13 protein-coding genes are annotated in these 14,348 nt (G+C 70.2%); 6 read left to right on the plus strand and 7 right to left on the minus strand.

All coding sequences use genetic code 11. The features are described from left to right. Positions 1 to 161 precede the first annotated feature (161 nt). The 3 genes from dapD (at position 162) to V8688_RS09585 (ending at position 3,318) form a co-directional block, all read left to right on the plus strand. The gene (gene dapD, locus V8688_RS09575) at positions 162 to 1,112 is read left to right on the plus strand and encodes a 2,3,4,5-tetrahydropyridine-2,6-dicarboxylate N-succinyltransferase (protein ID WP_342800641.1); all 951 of its coding nucleotides are present in this window, start codon (positions 162 to 164) and stop codon (positions 1,110 to 1,112) included. A 251-nt stretch (positions 1,113 to 1,363) separates the two neighbouring features. After that, positions 1,364 to 2,443, plus strand: coding sequence for an FAD-dependent oxidoreductase (locus V8688_RS09580; RefSeq protein WP_342800642.1), 1,080 nt, complete (start codon positions 1,364 to 1,366; stop codon positions 2,441 to 2,443). After that, positions 2,440 to 3,318, plus strand: a complete 879-nt coding sequence (locus V8688_RS09585) for an RNA polymerase sigma-70 factor (RefSeq protein WP_342800643.1) — start codon at positions 2,440 to 2,442, stop codon at positions 3,316 to 3,318. The genes V8688_RS09580 and V8688_RS09585 overlap by 4 nt, the downstream gene beginning before the upstream one ends. On the opposite strand, the gene V8688_RS09590 is transcribed toward V8688_RS09585, so the two are convergent. Further along, the gene (locus V8688_RS09590; protein WP_218719881.1) at positions 3,293 to 3,682 is read right to left on the minus strand and encodes a PPOX class F420-dependent oxidoreductase; all 390 of its coding nucleotides are present in this window, start codon (positions 3,680 to 3,682) and stop codon (positions 3,293 to 3,295) included. The two genes, V8688_RS09585 and V8688_RS09590, sit on opposite strands and share 26 nt — an antisense overlap. 112 nt (positions 3,683 to 3,794) lie before the next feature. On the opposite strand from V8688_RS09590, the gene V8688_RS09595 reads away from it, so the two are divergent. Then, on the plus strand, positions 3,795 to 4,466 hold the full coding sequence (locus V8688_RS09595) for a molybdopterin-dependent oxidoreductase (protein WP_316575953.1): 672 nt from the start codon (positions 3,795 to 3,797) through the stop codon (positions 4,464 to 4,466). Between the two features lies 1 nt (position 4,467). On the opposite strand, the gene V8688_RS09600 is transcribed toward V8688_RS09595, so the two are convergent. After that, positions 4,468 to 5,895, minus strand: coding sequence for an acyl-CoA synthetase (locus V8688_RS09600; protein WP_316575954.1), 1,428 nt, complete (start codon positions 5,893 to 5,895; stop codon positions 4,468 to 4,470). Positions 5,896 to 6,008: 113 nt separating this feature from the next. On the opposite strand from V8688_RS09600, the gene V8688_RS09605 reads away from it, so the two are divergent. Together V8688_RS09605 and V8688_RS09610 are read left to right on the plus strand one after the other, a co-directional pair. Continuing rightward, positions 6,009 to 6,860, plus strand: coding sequence for an oxygenase MpaB family protein (locus V8688_RS09605; protein WP_218719878.1), 852 nt, complete (start codon positions 6,009 to 6,011; stop codon positions 6,858 to 6,860). An 89-nt stretch (positions 6,861 to 6,949) separates the two neighbouring features. After that, positions 6,950 to 7,660 (plus strand): hypothetical protein, encoded by a 711-nt coding sequence (locus V8688_RS09610; RefSeq protein ID WP_255588185.1) that lies wholly within the window; start codon positions 6,950 to 6,952, stop codon positions 7,658 to 7,660. On the opposite strand, the gene pruA is transcribed toward V8688_RS09610, so the two are convergent. The 5 genes from pruA to fdxA all read right to left on the minus strand — a co-directional run bounded on the left by pruA (position 7,657) and on the right by fdxA (position 14,313). After that, positions 7,657 to 9,288: an L-glutamate gamma-semialdehyde dehydrogenase gene (pruA, locus tag V8688_RS09615; RefSeq protein WP_218719877.1), complete on the minus strand. Its 1,632-nt coding sequence runs from the start codon at positions 9,286 to 9,288 to the stop codon at positions 7,657 to 7,659. The genes V8688_RS09610 and pruA overlap by 4 nt on opposite strands. 68 nt (positions 9,289 to 9,356) lie before the next feature. After that, a complete protein-coding gene (locus V8688_RS09620; protein ID WP_342800644.1) occupies positions 9,357 to 11,063 on the minus strand; it encodes a protein kinase in 1,707 nt (568 codons plus the stop codon). A gap of 73 nt (positions 11,064 to 11,136) precedes the next feature. Then, the gene (locus V8688_RS09625) at positions 11,137 to 12,792 is read right to left on the minus strand and encodes a GMC oxidoreductase (protein WP_342800645.1); all 1,656 of its coding nucleotides are present in this window, start codon (positions 12,790 to 12,792) and stop codon (positions 11,137 to 11,139) included. 109 nt (positions 12,793 to 12,901) lie between these two features. Next, positions 12,902 to 13,993 carry a succinyldiaminopimelate transaminase gene (gene dapC / locus V8688_RS09630; protein ID WP_342800646.1) on the minus strand — a complete coding sequence of 364 codons (1,092 nt, stop codon included), beginning with the start codon at positions 13,991 to 13,993 and terminating at the stop codon, positions 12,902 to 12,904. After that, complete coding sequence (gene fdxA, locus V8688_RS09635; RefSeq protein ID WP_189026332.1) at positions 13,990 to 14,313, minus strand: ferredoxin; 324 nt, start codon at positions 14,311 to 14,313, stop codon at positions 13,990 to 13,992. The genes dapC and fdxA overlap by 4 nt, the downstream gene beginning before the upstream one ends. Positions 14,314 to 14,348 lie beyond the last annotated feature (35 nt).

Here is a 14,348-nt window from a genome sequence, read left to right on the forward strand (position 1 = left end):
CACTCGACGTCGGGCAGCCGAGAACGCGGCCACTGCCGACGCTCTGCCCTGAACCGGTGGACGCCCGGGTGTGCGGACGATCGCCGTCCGCACACCCGGGTTCGGTGTCCGGCCCGGGGGTGGCCGACACAAAGCGTCGCGGACCCGGCAAAATGAACTCCGTGAGCATTCAGGGAGCAACCGCAGTCGGTATCGCCAACGTGACCTCGGACGGCACCGTCCTCGACACCTGGTACCCCAGCCCCGAGCTGGGCGAATTCACCGAGACCGGCTCCAAGCGCGTCGACGCCGCCGAGGCGGGCGAGTTCGCCGAGCTGCTCGGTGTCGACGCGGCGCGCGGCGTCGAGGTGATCGCGGTGCGCACCACGATCGCCGACCTGTCGGCCGCCCCGGTCGACGCGCACGACGTCTACCTGCGCCTGCACCTGCTCTCGCACCGCCTCGTGCGGCCGCACGGCCTGAGCCTCGACGGCCAGTTCGGCCTGCTCAGCAATGTGGTGTGGACCAACCACGGCCCGTGCGCGGTGGACGGCTTCGAGCAGACCCGGCTGAAGCTGCGCGCCCGCGGCCCGGTCACCGTGCTCAGCGTCGACAAGTTCCCCCGCCTGGTCGACTACGTGGTGCCCTCGGGCGTCCGCATCGGCGACGCCGACCGGGTCCGCCTCGGCGCGCACCTGGCCCCGGGCACCACCGTCATGCACGAGGGCTTCGTCAACTTCAACGCGGGCACCCTGGGCAATTCGATGGTCGAGGGCCGCATCTCGGCCGGTGTCGTGGTCGGCGACGGCACCGACGTCGGCGGCGGCGCGTCGATCATGGGCACCCTGTCCGGCGGCGGCACCCAGGTGATCTCGGTGGGCGAGCGCTCGCTGCTCGGCGCCAACTCCGGCCTGGGCATCTCGCTGGGCGACGACTGCGTGATCGAGGCGGGCCTCTACGTCACCGCGGGCACCAAGGTCACCGGCCCGGACGGCACCGTGGTCAAGGCCGCGACCCTGTCCGGCCAGAACAACCTGCTGTTCCGCCGCAACTCCACCACCGGCGCGGTCGAGGTCGTCCCGCGCAAGGGCACCGGGATCGAGCTCAACGCCGCGCTGCACGCGAACGACTGAGCCAGGCTTTCCGGCGGCCCCGCACTCGCGCGAGTGCGGGGCCGCCGGAAAGCCTGGCTCAGTCGTTCGCGTGCAGCGCGGCGTTGAGCTCGATCCCGGTGCCCTTGCGCGGGACGACCTCGACCGCGCCGGTGGTGGAGTTGCGGCGGAACAGNCGACCGCCCGATCGACAGTGACGAGCGTCACCATCACAACCGGGCGTCCACCCGCATCCCATGGTCGACCCAGTTCTTTCCGGCAGGAGGCAGACGATGGACATCGTGGTGATCGGCGCAGGGTACGCGGGCACAGGGGCGGCGAACCGGCTGGCGAAGAAGGTGCCGACAGCCCGGATCACCGTGGTCAATCCACGGCCCGATTTCGTCGAGCGGGTGCGGCTGCACGAGCACCTGGCCGGCACGGGCACGGCCGCGACTCCCCTCGCCGAGATGCTCGTGCCCACCATCGCGACCCGGGTGGCGGGCGCGGACAAGATCGGCGACGGGACCGTGACCCTCGACGACGGGACCGAGCTCGGTTTCGACTACCTGTTCGTCGCCGTCGGCAGCACGGCCGCGCCGCTGCCCGGCGCGATTCCGGTCGGCACGTGGGAGGGCGCCGAACAGGCCCGCACGGCACTGGCGGCGCTGCCCGCCGACCGGACCGTCACCGTCGTCGGGGGTGGGCTCACCGGCATCGAGACCGCGGCCGAGCTCGGACAGGCCCGACCGGATCTGCGCATCCGGCTGGTGGGGGCCGAGATCGGCGCGAGCTTGTCGGCGGGCGGACAGCGGCGGGTGCGGCGCGGATTGGCCAGGCTGGGCGTCGAGGTCGTCACCGGTACGGTCGAGCGCGTCGGTGACGGCACGGTCGAGCTGGGCTCGGGCGCCGCGCTCGCGTCGGACCTGACGCTGTGGGCGGTGGTGTCGGCCGTGCCCGACCTGGCCGCGCGCAGCGGGCTCGCGGTGAACGCGGGCGGTAGGGCGCTGGTGGATCCGTACCTGCGCAGCGTGACCGATCCGCGGGTGTTCGTCGTCGGTGACTGCGCCGCGGTGCCCGGCGCGCGCATGGCCTGCGCGACCGCGGCGCCGCAGGGCGCGCACGCGGTGGATACGCTCGCCCGGATGATCGAAGAACGCGAGCCGCAGCCGTATTCGATGGGATACGGCGGCCAGGCGCTGAGTATCGGCAGGCGCGACGCCGTCGTCCAGGCCTCGCGCCGCGACGACAGCCCGCTGCCGGTCTCGTTCGACGGTCGCGGCGCGGCGTTCGCCAAGGAGCGCATCGTCCGGTACGCCGCGTGGGCCGCGCGCACCGGCAACAGCGTGTGGTTGAGCGGCCCGAAACAGTGACCACCGAGCCCGAGCGGGTGTTCGCCGAGAACCGCAGACTGCTGTTCTCCATCGCCTACGAGATCCTCGGCTCGGTCGTCGACGCCGAGGACGTGCTGCACGACAGCTACCTGCGCTGGCGCGAGGTCGACCACGCGAGCGTCGAGAATCCGCGCGCCTACCTGGCCCAGATCGTCACCAGGCAGGCGATCGGCGTGCTGCGCTCGGCCGCGCGCAGGCGCGAGGAGTACATCGGGCCGTGGCTGCCCGAGCCGCTGGCGGCGGAGTCCGAGGGCGGGGTCGAGCACGTACTGACCGGCGAGGCGGTGACCACCGCGATGCTGCTCGTGCTGGAGACGCTGACGCCGGTACAGCGCGCGGTCTTCGTGCTCCGCGAGGTCTTCGCGTTCAGCTACGCCGAGATCGCCGCGGCGGTCGGCAAGTCCGAGACCGCGGTGCGGCAACTGAATCAGCGGGCCAGGGATCGCGTGCACGAGAAGCGGCACACCGCGATCGCGACCCCGGCCGAGGCGCAGTCGGTGGTGGAACGGTTCTCGATCGCGGCGGCCACCGGCGATGTGCAGGCGCTGATGGACGTGCTCGCGCCCGATGTGGTCTATATCGGCGACGGCGGCGGCGTGGTCAACGCGGTGCGCAGGCCGGTCCTCGGCCCGGACAAGGTGGCGCGCTTGGTCATCGGCCTGCTCGCCAAGGGCGACCGAATGGGCGAGGTGGGCGTGCGCGTCGGCGTCTTCAACGCGATGCCCGGCGTGGCCGTGACGATCGACGGCGTCCTGGACCAGGTGACCTCCATCGAGGTCACCGACGGCGTCGTCACGGCGGTGTACTGCGTGCGCAACCCCGAAAAGCTCAGCGCGGTACGGATTCCGGGGTGAGACCGAAGGCGATGACCCTGGTCGGGTGGATTCGGATGAGCGCGTCGGGGCGCTCGGTGATGTAGGACTCGACCTCGGTCAGCGCCTCGGCGGTGCCGCGGATCTCCAGACAGCGCACCCGCCACGGCCGCACCGAGGCGATGTCGTCGACGACGAACGCGACGTGCTCGTTGTCGGCGAGATTGCGGAACTTCTTGGAGGCGGCCATGTTCCAGCCCGCGATGTCGATGGTCCCGAGCTCGGCGTTGTAGCGGAAGCCGACGGGGTTGTTCTGCGGGGTCCCGTCGGCCCGCACGGTCGCCAGCCTGCCCAATTTCTGGGTGGCCAGGTAGTCGAGATGCTCGGGCGTCAGCGTTGCGCTCATGCCCCGACCGTAGGACCTGAACCGCACTCGAGGTCAATCCCCGGCTCTCGACGACGGCGCCGACCCGCGCTAGGCTGCCAGTTATACGGAACCGTATAACTGGAGGATCGTCATGGCACTTCCCCCTGGTCAACGCGCGGTCGAGGGCTTCCCGCGCTTCGGCACCCACCTCCACCACCCGCCGCCACCGATCCCCGCCGATCCGGGAATCGAGCTCGGCGGAGCGCTCACCGACACCGTCACGCTGTCGCCGGCCGCACTCGCGGAGCTCCCCCGAACGCAGATGCTGGCCGACTTCCACTGCGTCGCCGGATGGTCGGCGACCGGGCTGCGCTGGGAGGGCATCCCCTTCGAGACCTTCTACCGGCTGCGGGTCGAACCACTGCTGCGCCCGGACGCGCGGATCAGCCACGTCGTCTTCGCGGGGCTCGACGGATACCAGTCGATCGTGCTGCTCGACGACGTCCTGACCGGCGACGTCCTGCTCGCCGACCGGCTCGACGGACAACCGCTCGACAGCGACCACGGCGCGCCGATCCGGCTGGTGAGCCCGAGCCAGTACGGCTTCGTCAATACGAAACACCTGTGCCGCATCGAGTTCCACGTCAGCGAGCCGCCCGATCCCGAACGGTTCTCCCCGCTCGCGGCCCACCGCAGGGCGCGGGTGTGGGCGGAGGAACGGCATCGCTATCTGCCCGGCCGCGCGGTACGGCCCATCTATCACGCGCTGATCGGACCGATCCGGAAACTCAGCGCGCGCGGGAGCACCACACGGCCCCGCTGAGTCAGCCGAGCAGCTTCTTCTGCACCTTGCCCATGGCGTTGCGCGGCAGCGCGTCGACGAACCGGACCTCGCGGGGCCGCTTGTGCGCCGAGACCTGGGCGCCCACATGGGCGATCAGCTCGGTGCCGAGCTCGGCGGAACCGCCGTCGCGCGGCACCACGAAGGCGACGATGCGCTGGCCCAGGTCGTCGTCGGGCAGGCCGACCACCGCGACCTCGGCGACCGCCGGATGGCCGAGCAGCGCGGTCTCGATCTCGCCGGCGCCGATCCGGTAGCCGCCGGACTTGATCAGGTCGATGGACTCGCGTCCGACGATGCGGTGGAATCCGTCGGCGTCGATGACGGCCACGTCACCGGTGCGGAACCAGCCGTCCTCGGTCCAGTCCGCCGCGGTGGCATCGGGACGGTTGAGGTAACCGTCGAACAGCATCGGGCCGCGCACCTGGAGCGCGCCGATGCTCTCGCCGTCATGCGGGACCGCGGCGTCGGATTCGTCGCGCAGCCGGGTTTCCACGCCGCGCACGGGCGTGCCGACCCAGCCCGGCCTGCGCTCGCCGTCGGCGCGGGTGGACAGGGTGATCATGGTTTCGCTCATGCCGTAGCGCTCCACCGGCGGCTGCCCGGTGAGCTCGGCCAGCTTCTCGAACACCGGCACCGGCAGTGGCGCGCTCCCCGACACCAGTAGTCGCGCCTTGCCCAATTGCCGTGCCGAATCGGGCTTTTCGACGATCCGTGACCACACCGTCGGCACCCCGAAGTACAGGCTGCCGCCCGCCGCCGCGTAGGCCTCGGGCGTCGGCTTGCCGGTGTGGATCACCGGGCTGCCGACCCGCAGCGGCCCGAGCAGGCCCAGGATCAGCCCGTGCACGTGGAACAGCGGAAGCCCGTGCACGAGGGTGTCTTTCCAGGTCCAGCCCCACGCCTCGGCGAGCGCGTCGAGGCCGGCCGCGATGGCAGCGCGGCTGAGCATCACGCCCTTGGGCGCGCCGGTGGTCCCGGAGGTGTAGAGGATGAAGGCCGTCGACGCGGGATCGGGTTCGGGGTAGGTGTGCCAGGACCGCGCGTGCAGCCGCACCGGCACCACCGGCAGCCCGGTGCCCTCCGGCGCCGCGCCGAGCCAGGCCTGCGCACCGGAATCGCGCAGGATGTGCTCGAGTTCAGCCGCACCGGAATCGGGCGGCACCGGCACCACCGTCACGCCGGCGATCAGACAGCCGACCACGGCCAGCACGGTGCGCACGGTCGGTTCGGCCAGCACCGCGACCCGGTCGGCGCGCGCGATCCGCTCGGCCACCGAGGTCGCCGCACCCAGCAGATCGGAGCGCGACAGAGTGGCATCATCGATGGTGACGGCGTCGGGAATGTCGGCACCGGCGGCGACGGCGACCGGATCGAGCGAGGCGAGCAGCAGCGGCGGACCGTAGGGCATCCGTCCACGCTAACGCGGCGCGGTTCGGCCCGCGCGCGCCACCGTCCGTTGACTCCCCGACGACATGATGAGACATTCATCATATAGTTCTCTCACCGATGAAGGGGTCAACGATGACCATCCTTGCTCGCGCACGTTCGGGTCGCACCGAACCGGCCGAATTCGACATCCGGGACTACGTGGACGGTTCGACCGCCTTCTGGGGCGCGACCGCGAACGTGATCATGCAACTCAGCCTGGCGCCCGTCGGCTACGGCGTCGCGGAATCCCGAGTCCACAGCGGCAGCATCATGCGGCATCCGGTGAAACGAACACGCACCACCCTGACCTATCTCTCGGTGGCCCTGATGGGCGATGACGCCGATCGCGCCGCCTATCGGACCGCGATCAACGGCGCGCACAAGTACGTCCGCTCGACCGCGGACAGCCCGGTGCAGTACAACGCCTTCGACAAGAACCTGCAGCTGTGGGTGGCTGCGTGCCTGTACTGGGGCGCGGTCGACGTGATGGCCCGCATCTACGGCCCCGCCGACGACGACATCGCCGACACCTTCTACGAATACGCCCACCGCCTGGGCACTACTTTGCAGGTCCCGAGGCAGATGTGGCCGGCCGATCGCGCCGCCTTCGACGCCTACTGGACCGAACATCTGCCGCAGGCGCACATCGACGCCACCATCAAGGCCTACTTCGACGACCTGCTCGATCTGAAGATGATCAGCCCGGCCCTGCGGCTGCCGTTCGCCCGGTTCCACCGCTGGTTCACCACCGGCCTGCTCCCCGCCCACCTGCGCGACGAGATGGGTATGACCTGGACCGACCGCGACGAACGCACGCTCAACCGGCTGATGCGGGCGAGCGGCAGGGTGACGGGCCGGCTGCCGCGGGTGATCCGCAACTTTCCGTTCAACCTGACTCTGGCCGACATGCGCCGCAGACAGCGCCGGGGCAAGCCACTGATCTGACCGGTCCTGCCGCGCGCCTTCCGCGCCGACCTGCGACGTTCGGGTTTCATACCCACGATCGGTCCGTCGCACAGAACCGGAGGACGCTCATGAGCAGGCGAACAGTCATGTGGTGCGTGGCGGCGGCCGCCACCGGTCTGCTGATCGGCGCGCCCGCCGCCAACGCCGACGAGGACCCGGCCACCGTGCCGTCGCGGACGGCGCTGTCGGTGCGGACGCCCGGCGGATTCTCCTGGGGCACCGCCAACGAGCACGAATCGCGGTCGGCGCTGTCGATGTCGAAGCTCTACATCGTCGACTACGCCCTGCGCCACGGCGACGGCGCGCCGGAGGACCGCGCGCTGGCGGAACGGATGATCCGCGACTCCGACGACGGCGCGGCCACCCAGCTGGCGAACAAGTATCCCCAGGCCATCGAAGCCACCGCGAGCGAATACGGGCTGCGCGCGACGCATGGCAGCGCCGACTGGGGCCGGTCCAGCACGAGCACCGCCGATCTCACCGAGTTCCTGGTCACCAAGCAGCGCACCGATCCGGGCTCGCCGATCTTCGGCTGGATGGCGGACGCGAGCAACACCGCCGCCGACGGCACGCCCCAGAACTGGGGCACCGCCCAGCTGCCCGGGGTGCAGGGCAGCAAGTGGGGCTGGTCGGACCTGGACACCCCCGAGGTGGCCTCCGCGTCCTTCGGCACCGGGTTCTCGGTCGCCGCCCACACCTACGGCACCCCGGCCGAGCAGTCCGCCGATGTGCTCGACGCGCTGCCCGCGGTGCTCCTGCGGCTGGTCAGCGGGCGCTAGTCCATGTGCGGATAGCGGTAGCCGGTCGGCGGGACGAAGGTCTCCTTGAGCACGCGCGGGGCGACCCAGCGCAGCAGGTTCAGCGGAGAGCCCGCCTTGTCGTCGGTGCCGGAGGCCCTGGCGCCACCGAACGGCTGCTGACCGACCACCGCGCCCGTGGGCTTGTCGTTGATGTAGAAGTTGCCCGCCGCGTAGCGCAGTGCGGCGGCGGCCTTCTCGATCACCGCGCGGTCGCGGGCGAAGACCGCGCCGGTGAGCGCGTAGGGCGAGGTCGAATCCACCTCGGCCAGCAGCACCTCGAAGGCGTCGGGCGCGTCGTCGTCGTAGACGTACACCGAGAGGATCGGCGCGAAGTACTCGGTCCGGAAGGCCTCGTCGTGCGGATCGTCGGCGAGCAGCACCGTCGGCCGGACGAACCACCCCACGCTGTCGTCGTAGGTGCCGCCCGCGGCGATGGTGATTCCCGCGTCCCTGGCGCGCTCGATGGCGGCCACCGACTTGTCGTAGGCGCGCTGATCGATCAGCGCCCCACCGAAATTCGCGAGATCGGCGACATCGCCGTAGGTCAGCTCCCCCACCGTGGCCAGGAACTTCTCGCCCATCGTCCGCCACAGCGATCGCGGCACGTAGGCGCGCGAGGCGGCCGAGCACTTCTGGCCCTGATACTCGAAGGCGCCGCGAATCATGGCCGTGGACAACGCCTCCGGATCGGCGGAGGGGTGCGCCAGGATGAAGTCCTTGCCGCCGGTCTCCCCGACCAGGCGCGGATAGCTGTGGTAGCCACCGATATTCGCGCCGACCTGCTGCCACAGGTGCTGGAAGGTGCGGGTCGAGCCGGTGAAATGAATACCGGCCAGGCGCGGATCGGACAGCGCGATCTCGGAGAGGTTCCTGCCGTCGCCGGTGACCAGATTGATCACCCCGGGCGGCAGGCCCGCCGCGATCAAGATCCGCATCGTGACCCACGCCGCCAAGGTCTGGGTGGGTGCGGGCTTCCAGATCACGGTATTGCCCATCAGCGCAGGCGCGGTGGGCAGATTGCCCGCGATGGCGCTGAAGTTGAACGGGGTGATCGCGTAGACGAAGCCCTCCAGCGGCCGGTAGTCCATCCGGTTCCAGACGCCGGGCCCCGATCGCGGCTGCTCCTCGAGGATCTGCCGCGCGTAGGCGACATTGAACCGCCAGAAGTCGACCAGCTCGCACGGCGCGTCGATCTCGGCCTGCACCGCCGACTTGGACTGCCCGAGCATGGTCGCCGCCGCCACGGTCTCACGCCACGGTCCCGACATCAGATCGGCCGCGCGCAGGAAGACCGCGGCCCGCTCGTCGAAGGACAGGTCGCGCCACTGCGGCGCCGCCAGCACCGCCGCCTCGATCGCGTCGCTCGCCTCCTCGTGCGTGGTGTCGGTGTAGGTCCCCAGCACCAGCGATCGCCGGTGCGGCGCCACGATCCCGTGCCGCTCACCGTCGCCGCCCCGCTCCTGTCCCCCGATCACCAGCGGCACGTCGACGCACTCCCCCGCGATCTCGGCCAGCCGCGCCCGCAGCCGCTCCCGCCCCGCCGTCCCCGGCGCGTACGACTGCGCTGGCTCGTTCGCGGGCACCGGAACCACCGTGACAGCGTCCATACTCCGAGGCTATCGCCGCGGCCCCGAGATCGCCCGGATCGAGATGTCGCTCGGCGCGTGGCGGATGGCTACAGCGGCGCCCACAGGTACCAGTTGAGCTGGGTCGATTCGAACGAGCCGCCGGGCGCGGCGACCTCGACGATGACCGGCTGGCCGACGCCGTCGACGGCACGGCGCACCGCGAGGGTGAACGGCTCACCGGCGCGGGGACGCCAGGCCGTGACGGTGGCGTTGGCGCCGACGGCGGCGCCACGGGTGGTCGTGGGGTCCGCCGTGGCGTGCCGGTCGAGATAGGCGTCCGCGTCGGCGGACGTGGCGTACTGGGTGTACCAGGAGGTGACGCCCTGGGAGTCGGTGCAGGTGATCTGCCGGATCGGCACCGGATCACCGGTGTGCACGACCAGCGCGCCCGTGGCGAAACACGTCGATTCCGACCAGCCGGTGGCGGTCGGGTCCTTCGGCAGGATCTGGGAGAAGTCGTAGAGCAGCGAGCGGTGCTCGCCCCACGACGCCACCGGCGGCGGCGCGATCCGGCCGGGTCGCACGAACTTCCAGTAGATCGCGCCGATCCCGACCACGCCGATACCGGCGACCATGGCCAGGACCAGCAGGGCGACCGCGAGCGCGCGCCAGCGCGACGACACCGCCTTGCGCGGTGAGGCGGATCGCGCGGCCGGATACGAGCCGTAGCCGGGCGGTCCCGCGCTCCAGCCGGGGCCACCGGCGATCGGCGGCCGGGCTCCAGAAGGTGGCGCCGTCACCAGGGTCGCCGTCGAGCTCGACGTCGGCAATGCGCCGGCTCGCTGCGGCGCCGAACCTCCCGGACCGGGAGCGCGCACCCCCTGCGATGCCGGCGCATGCGCCGCCGGCGCAAGGGCCGACAGCACTGGATGATTCGGCGCGGACGTGGCCGACGGCTGTGCCGACGCGCCGGTCACGCCACCCAGCGCATCCACCGCCGCCTGCGCGAACTCCGCACAGCTGCCGAACCTTTCGGCCGGGTCCTTGGCGAGCGCCCGGGCGATCACGGCATCGATCCCGGGCGGCAGGGTCGGCACCGTCGCGGACGCGCGCGGCACCGGCTTGCTCAGGTGCGCGGCCACCACCGCGCCGGGATTGTCGGCGGGGAACGGACTTTCGCCGGTCAGCAGGGTGAACAGGGTGCAGCCCAGGGAGTACTGGTCGGAGCGGTGGTCCACCGGCGCGCCGGAGAGCTGCTCCGGGGAGGCATAGGCGAGGGTGGCCAGGAAGGCCCCGGTGCGGGTCAGCTGGCGAGCGTCACCGCGCAGGCGGGCGATGCCGAAGTCGGTGAGCAGCACACGGTCGCCGGTGCGGGCGGCGGCCAGCAAGATGTTGGCGGGCTTCACATCCCGGTGCAGGACCCCGCGCTCGTGGGCGTAGTCCAGCGCCTCGGCGGTCTGGGCGACGATGTCGATCGCGCGCGCGGGTTCCACCGGCGAATTCCGGAACACCGACGCGTCGGTGCCGTCGACGTACTGCATGGAGATCCACATCAGCCCGTCCTCGACGCCGCGGTCGAGCACCGACACGATGCCGGGATGGTCCAGGTGCGCCGACACATCGGCCTCGCGTTCGAACCGCCCGCGCACCTCCGGGTCCGACGACAGTTCGCGATTCAGTAGTTTCAGCGCCACCTGACGCGGCAGCCGCGGGTGCGCCGCCAGGTAGACGGTTCCCATCCCACCCCGGCCGAGCAGCCGTTCGATCCGATACCCGGCGAAGACCGTACCCGCGCCGAATTCCACCCCGTGCATCCGTGACGAGCCTTTCGATCCCATACCGCTCCGACTGCCGGACCCTAGCCGATCCGGCAGCCGGAACGCGAGATCAGCGCAGATCGTCGGCGATGATCCGCTCGATATTGCGCTCGGCCAGCGCGGTGATGGTGACGAACGGATTCACGCTGGTATTGCCGGGAATCAGCGCGCCGTCGATGACGTAGAGGCCCGGATAGCCGTGCAGGCGACCGTAATTGTCGGTGGCCTCGTTGAGCACGCAACCGCCCAGCGGGTGATAGGTGAAGTCGTCACCCCAGGTCTTGTAGACGCCGAACAGATCGGTCCGGTAGATCGTGCCCTCCTTCTTGTTGATCTTGTCGAAGATCCGCTTGGCCGCGTCGATCGAGGACTGGTTCCAGGCGGTCTGCCAGTTCAGATCCACCTTGCCGGTGCCGGAGTTGAAGGTGAATTTGCCCCGGTTCGGGTTCTTCGTGATCGCCAGGTACAGGCTGACGTAGGTCTCGATGCCGGACGGGAACGGCGCGACCTCGGCGAAGGCCGGACCGCCCGCGTCGGCCCAGTTGTCGATGCCGAGGCAGGGCATGGCCGACTGCAGACTGCCGGTGGCGTCCCACATGTGGTTGGCCCGGCCGACCATGACATTGCCGTTGTTGCCCCACTTCTGCCCCACCGCGTCGGACAGATTGCGCAGCTGCCCTTTGGCTTTCAGCGCGACCAGCAGCTTGCTGGTACCGACGCTGCCCGCCGCGAAGAACACGCGGTCCGCGACGACCTTCTTGGTCGAGGTGGTCCGGCCCTGGGTGTCGATCACGGCCATCTCCACCTCGTAGCCGCTGCCGCTGGGCGTCACCGAGGTGACCATGTGCTGGGCGGCGATGGTCACCTTGCCGGTGCCGGTGGCCGCCGCCAGGTAGGTCTTGTCCAGCGAGCGCTTGCCCGCGTTGTTGCCGTAGATCACCTCACCCGCCAGCGCGGAGCGGCGCACCGTGTTCGCCTGTTCCTTCTTCATGTACTCGAAGTCGTAGACGTTGGGCACGAAAGTCCAGCCGAAACCGGATCTTTCGGCATGTTTGCGGCCGACCCGCGCGAACTGGTAGCACTCGGCCGACTCGAACCAGTTCTGGTCGATGGTGTTGACTCCGAGCGCGCTGTTGGCGCGTGGGTAGTAGGTGGCGTACATCTCGTCGGCATTCACCGAGGGCAGGATGGCGCCGAAGTTCTCCCGCTTGGGCGTCACCGCCATGCCGCCGTTGACCAGCGAGCCGCCGCCGACGCCGCGGCCCTGGTAGACCCGGATGCCACCGAAGCCCTCGGAGTCGAGCACGCCGGTGTAGCGGTCGATGTCCTTGTTGTAGGACCCGCCCATGAAGTACCCCACCGGCTGATCGGTGGTCTCGCGCAGCCAGTAGGACCGGCCGTCGGGCTTCAGGACCGGACAGAAGATGTCGCCGTCGGGCCCGGGTTTCGTCCAGGACATGCCCATCTCGGCGACGAGGACGTCGACGCCTGCCTGGGCCAGGCGCAGCGCGGCGACCGATCCGCCGTACCCGCTGCCGATCACCAGGGCGGGCACCTTGTCGCCGTCGGCCGCGGGCGCTGCTGCGGCGACCGCGCGACTCGCCAGCACGGCCGCCCCTAGCGTGAAACCTGTTGCAGCTAGGAACCCGCGGCGCGAAATACCCCCGGCGTATTGGTACTGACCTGGCTTTTCATACAAGAATTCACGCACCGAGCGGCTCCTCATCGAGACTGCAATGAGAACCTGTTATACCGAGACTTTCAGTGAAACAACCGCGTTTCGAACAAACGAAACCCCGGGCACGCGGGTGCCCGGGGTTTGCGGAAGCGGTGGGTCAGGCCAGCCGTTCGGCCGCGGCGGCCACCCGTTCGTCGGTCGCGGTGAGCGCGATGCGCACATGTTCCGGCGAGCGCGGGCCGTAGAAATCACCGGGCGCGGCGAGGATTCCACGCTCGGCGAGCCAGTCCAGGGTGCGCCGGCACGACTCCCCGCGGGTGACCCACAGGTACAGCCCGGCGTCGGAGAAGTCGATGCGGAAACCGGCCTCCTGCAATGCCTTTCGCAGGATCTCGCGACGGGCGCGGTAGCGCTCGCGCTGGCGCGCCTCGTGCTCGTCGTCGCTCAGCGCGGCGGTCATCGCCGCCTGGATCGGGAACGGCAGCATCATGCCCGAGTGCTTGCGCACCTCGAGCAGTTCGGCGACCAGCTCCGGATCGCCCGCGACGAAGCCGGCGCGGTAGCTGGCGAGATTCGAGGTCTTCGACAGCGAGTGGATCGCCAGCAGACCGGTGTGGTCGCCGTCGCACACGCGCGGGTCGAGAATCGAGACCGCCTCGCCCTCCCAGGTCAGACCCAGGTAGCACTCGTCGGAGGCGACGATCGCGCCGCGCTCGCGGGCGAACGCGACCACCTTGCGCAGATGCTCGATCCCGAGCACCTTGCCGGTCGGGTTCGACGGCGAGTTCACGAAGATCAGCGCGGGCTTCTGCGGGCCGATCTGGGTGAGCCCGTCCGCGCGCCACGGCTTCGCACCCGCCAGCAGCACGCCGACCTCGTAGGTCGGGTACGCGATCTCGGGAATCACGACCAGATCCTCCGAGCCCAGCCCGAGCAGACGCGGCAGACCGGCGATGAGCTCCTTGGTGCCGATCACCGGCAGCACGGCGGCCGGATCGACGCCGGTGATCCCGAACCGGCGCGCCAGCGCCGCCACGGTGGCGGCGCGCAGCTCAGGGGTGCCGTGCGTGGTCGGGTATCCGGGCACCTCGGCTACCGACCCCAGCGCCGCCTGGATCAGCGGATCGACCGGGTCGACCGGCGTGCCGACCGAGAGGTCGACGAGCCCGCCGGGATGTGTGGCCGCCTTCTCCTTGACCGCGGCGATCGTGTCCCAGGGAAAATCGGGCAGCAGGCTGCTGACCCTCATTCTTCTGCCATGGGGGGCAGCGCCTTGATGAAGGCCGGGTCGAAGTCGACCTTGCCCACCTTGGTGGCGCCGCCGGGGGAACCGAGCTCGTCGAAAAAGTCGACGTTGGCGTTGATGTAGCCGCTCCACTGGTCCGGGGTGTCGTCCTCGTAGAAGATCGCCTCCACCGGGCAGACCGGCTCACACGCACCACAGTCAACGCACTCGTCGGGTTGGATGTAGAGCATGCGGCCACCCTCGTAGATGCAATCCACGGGGCATTCCTCGATGCACGCCTTGTCCTTCACGTCAACGCACGGTTCAGCGATGATGTACGGCACTGCCGTTCTCCTAGTCTGTCCTCACCTGCGGTGGT

The sequence above is a fragment of the Nocardia sp. No.11 genome (assembly GCF_038752175.1).
In the GTDB taxonomy this organism is placed as follows: Bacteria; Actinomycetota; Actinomycetes; order Mycobacteriales; family Mycobacteriaceae; genus Nocardia; species Nocardia canadensis.

Bases quoted from the DNA above. Each gene is read 5' to 3' on its own strand.
- dapC (WP_342800646.1), bottom strand. From the start codon at position 13,993: ATGAGGGTCAGCAGCCTGCTGCCCGATTTTCCCTGGGACACGATCGCC.
- V8688_RS09610 (WP_255588185.1), top strand. From the start codon at position 6,950: ATGAGCAGGCGAACAGTCATGTGGTGCGTGGCGGCGGCCGCCACCGGT.
- pruA (WP_218719877.1), bottom strand. From the start codon at position 9,288: ATGGACGCTGTCACGGTGGTTCCGGTGCCCGCGAACGAGCCAGCGCAG.
- V8688_RS09605 (WP_218719878.1), top strand. From the start codon at position 6,009: ATGACCATCCTTGCTCGCGCACGTTCGGGTCGCACCGAACCGGCCGAA.
- V8688_RS09595 (WP_316575953.1), top strand. From the start codon at position 3,795: ATGGCACTTCCCCCTGGTCAACGCGCGGTCGAGGGCTTCCCGCGCTTC.
- V8688_RS09620 (WP_342800644.1), bottom strand. From the start codon at position 11,063: ATGCACGGGGTGGAATTCGGCGCGGGTACGGTCTTCGCCGGGTATCGG.
- V8688_RS09625 (WP_342800645.1), bottom strand. From the start codon at position 12,792: ATGAGGAGCCGCTCGGTGCGTGAATTCTTGTATGAAAAGCCAGGTCAG.
- V8688_RS09580 (WP_342800642.1), top strand. From the start codon at position 1,364: ATGGACATCGTGGTGATCGGCGCAGGGTACGCGGGCACAGGGGCGGCG.
- V8688_RS09590 (WP_218719881.1), bottom strand. From the start codon at position 3,682: ATGAGCGCAACGCTGACGCCCGAGCATCTCGACTACCTGGCCACCCAG.
- V8688_RS09600 (WP_316575954.1), bottom strand. From the start codon at position 5,895: ATGCCCTACGGTCCGCCGCTGCTGCTCGCCTCGCTCGATCCGGTCGCC.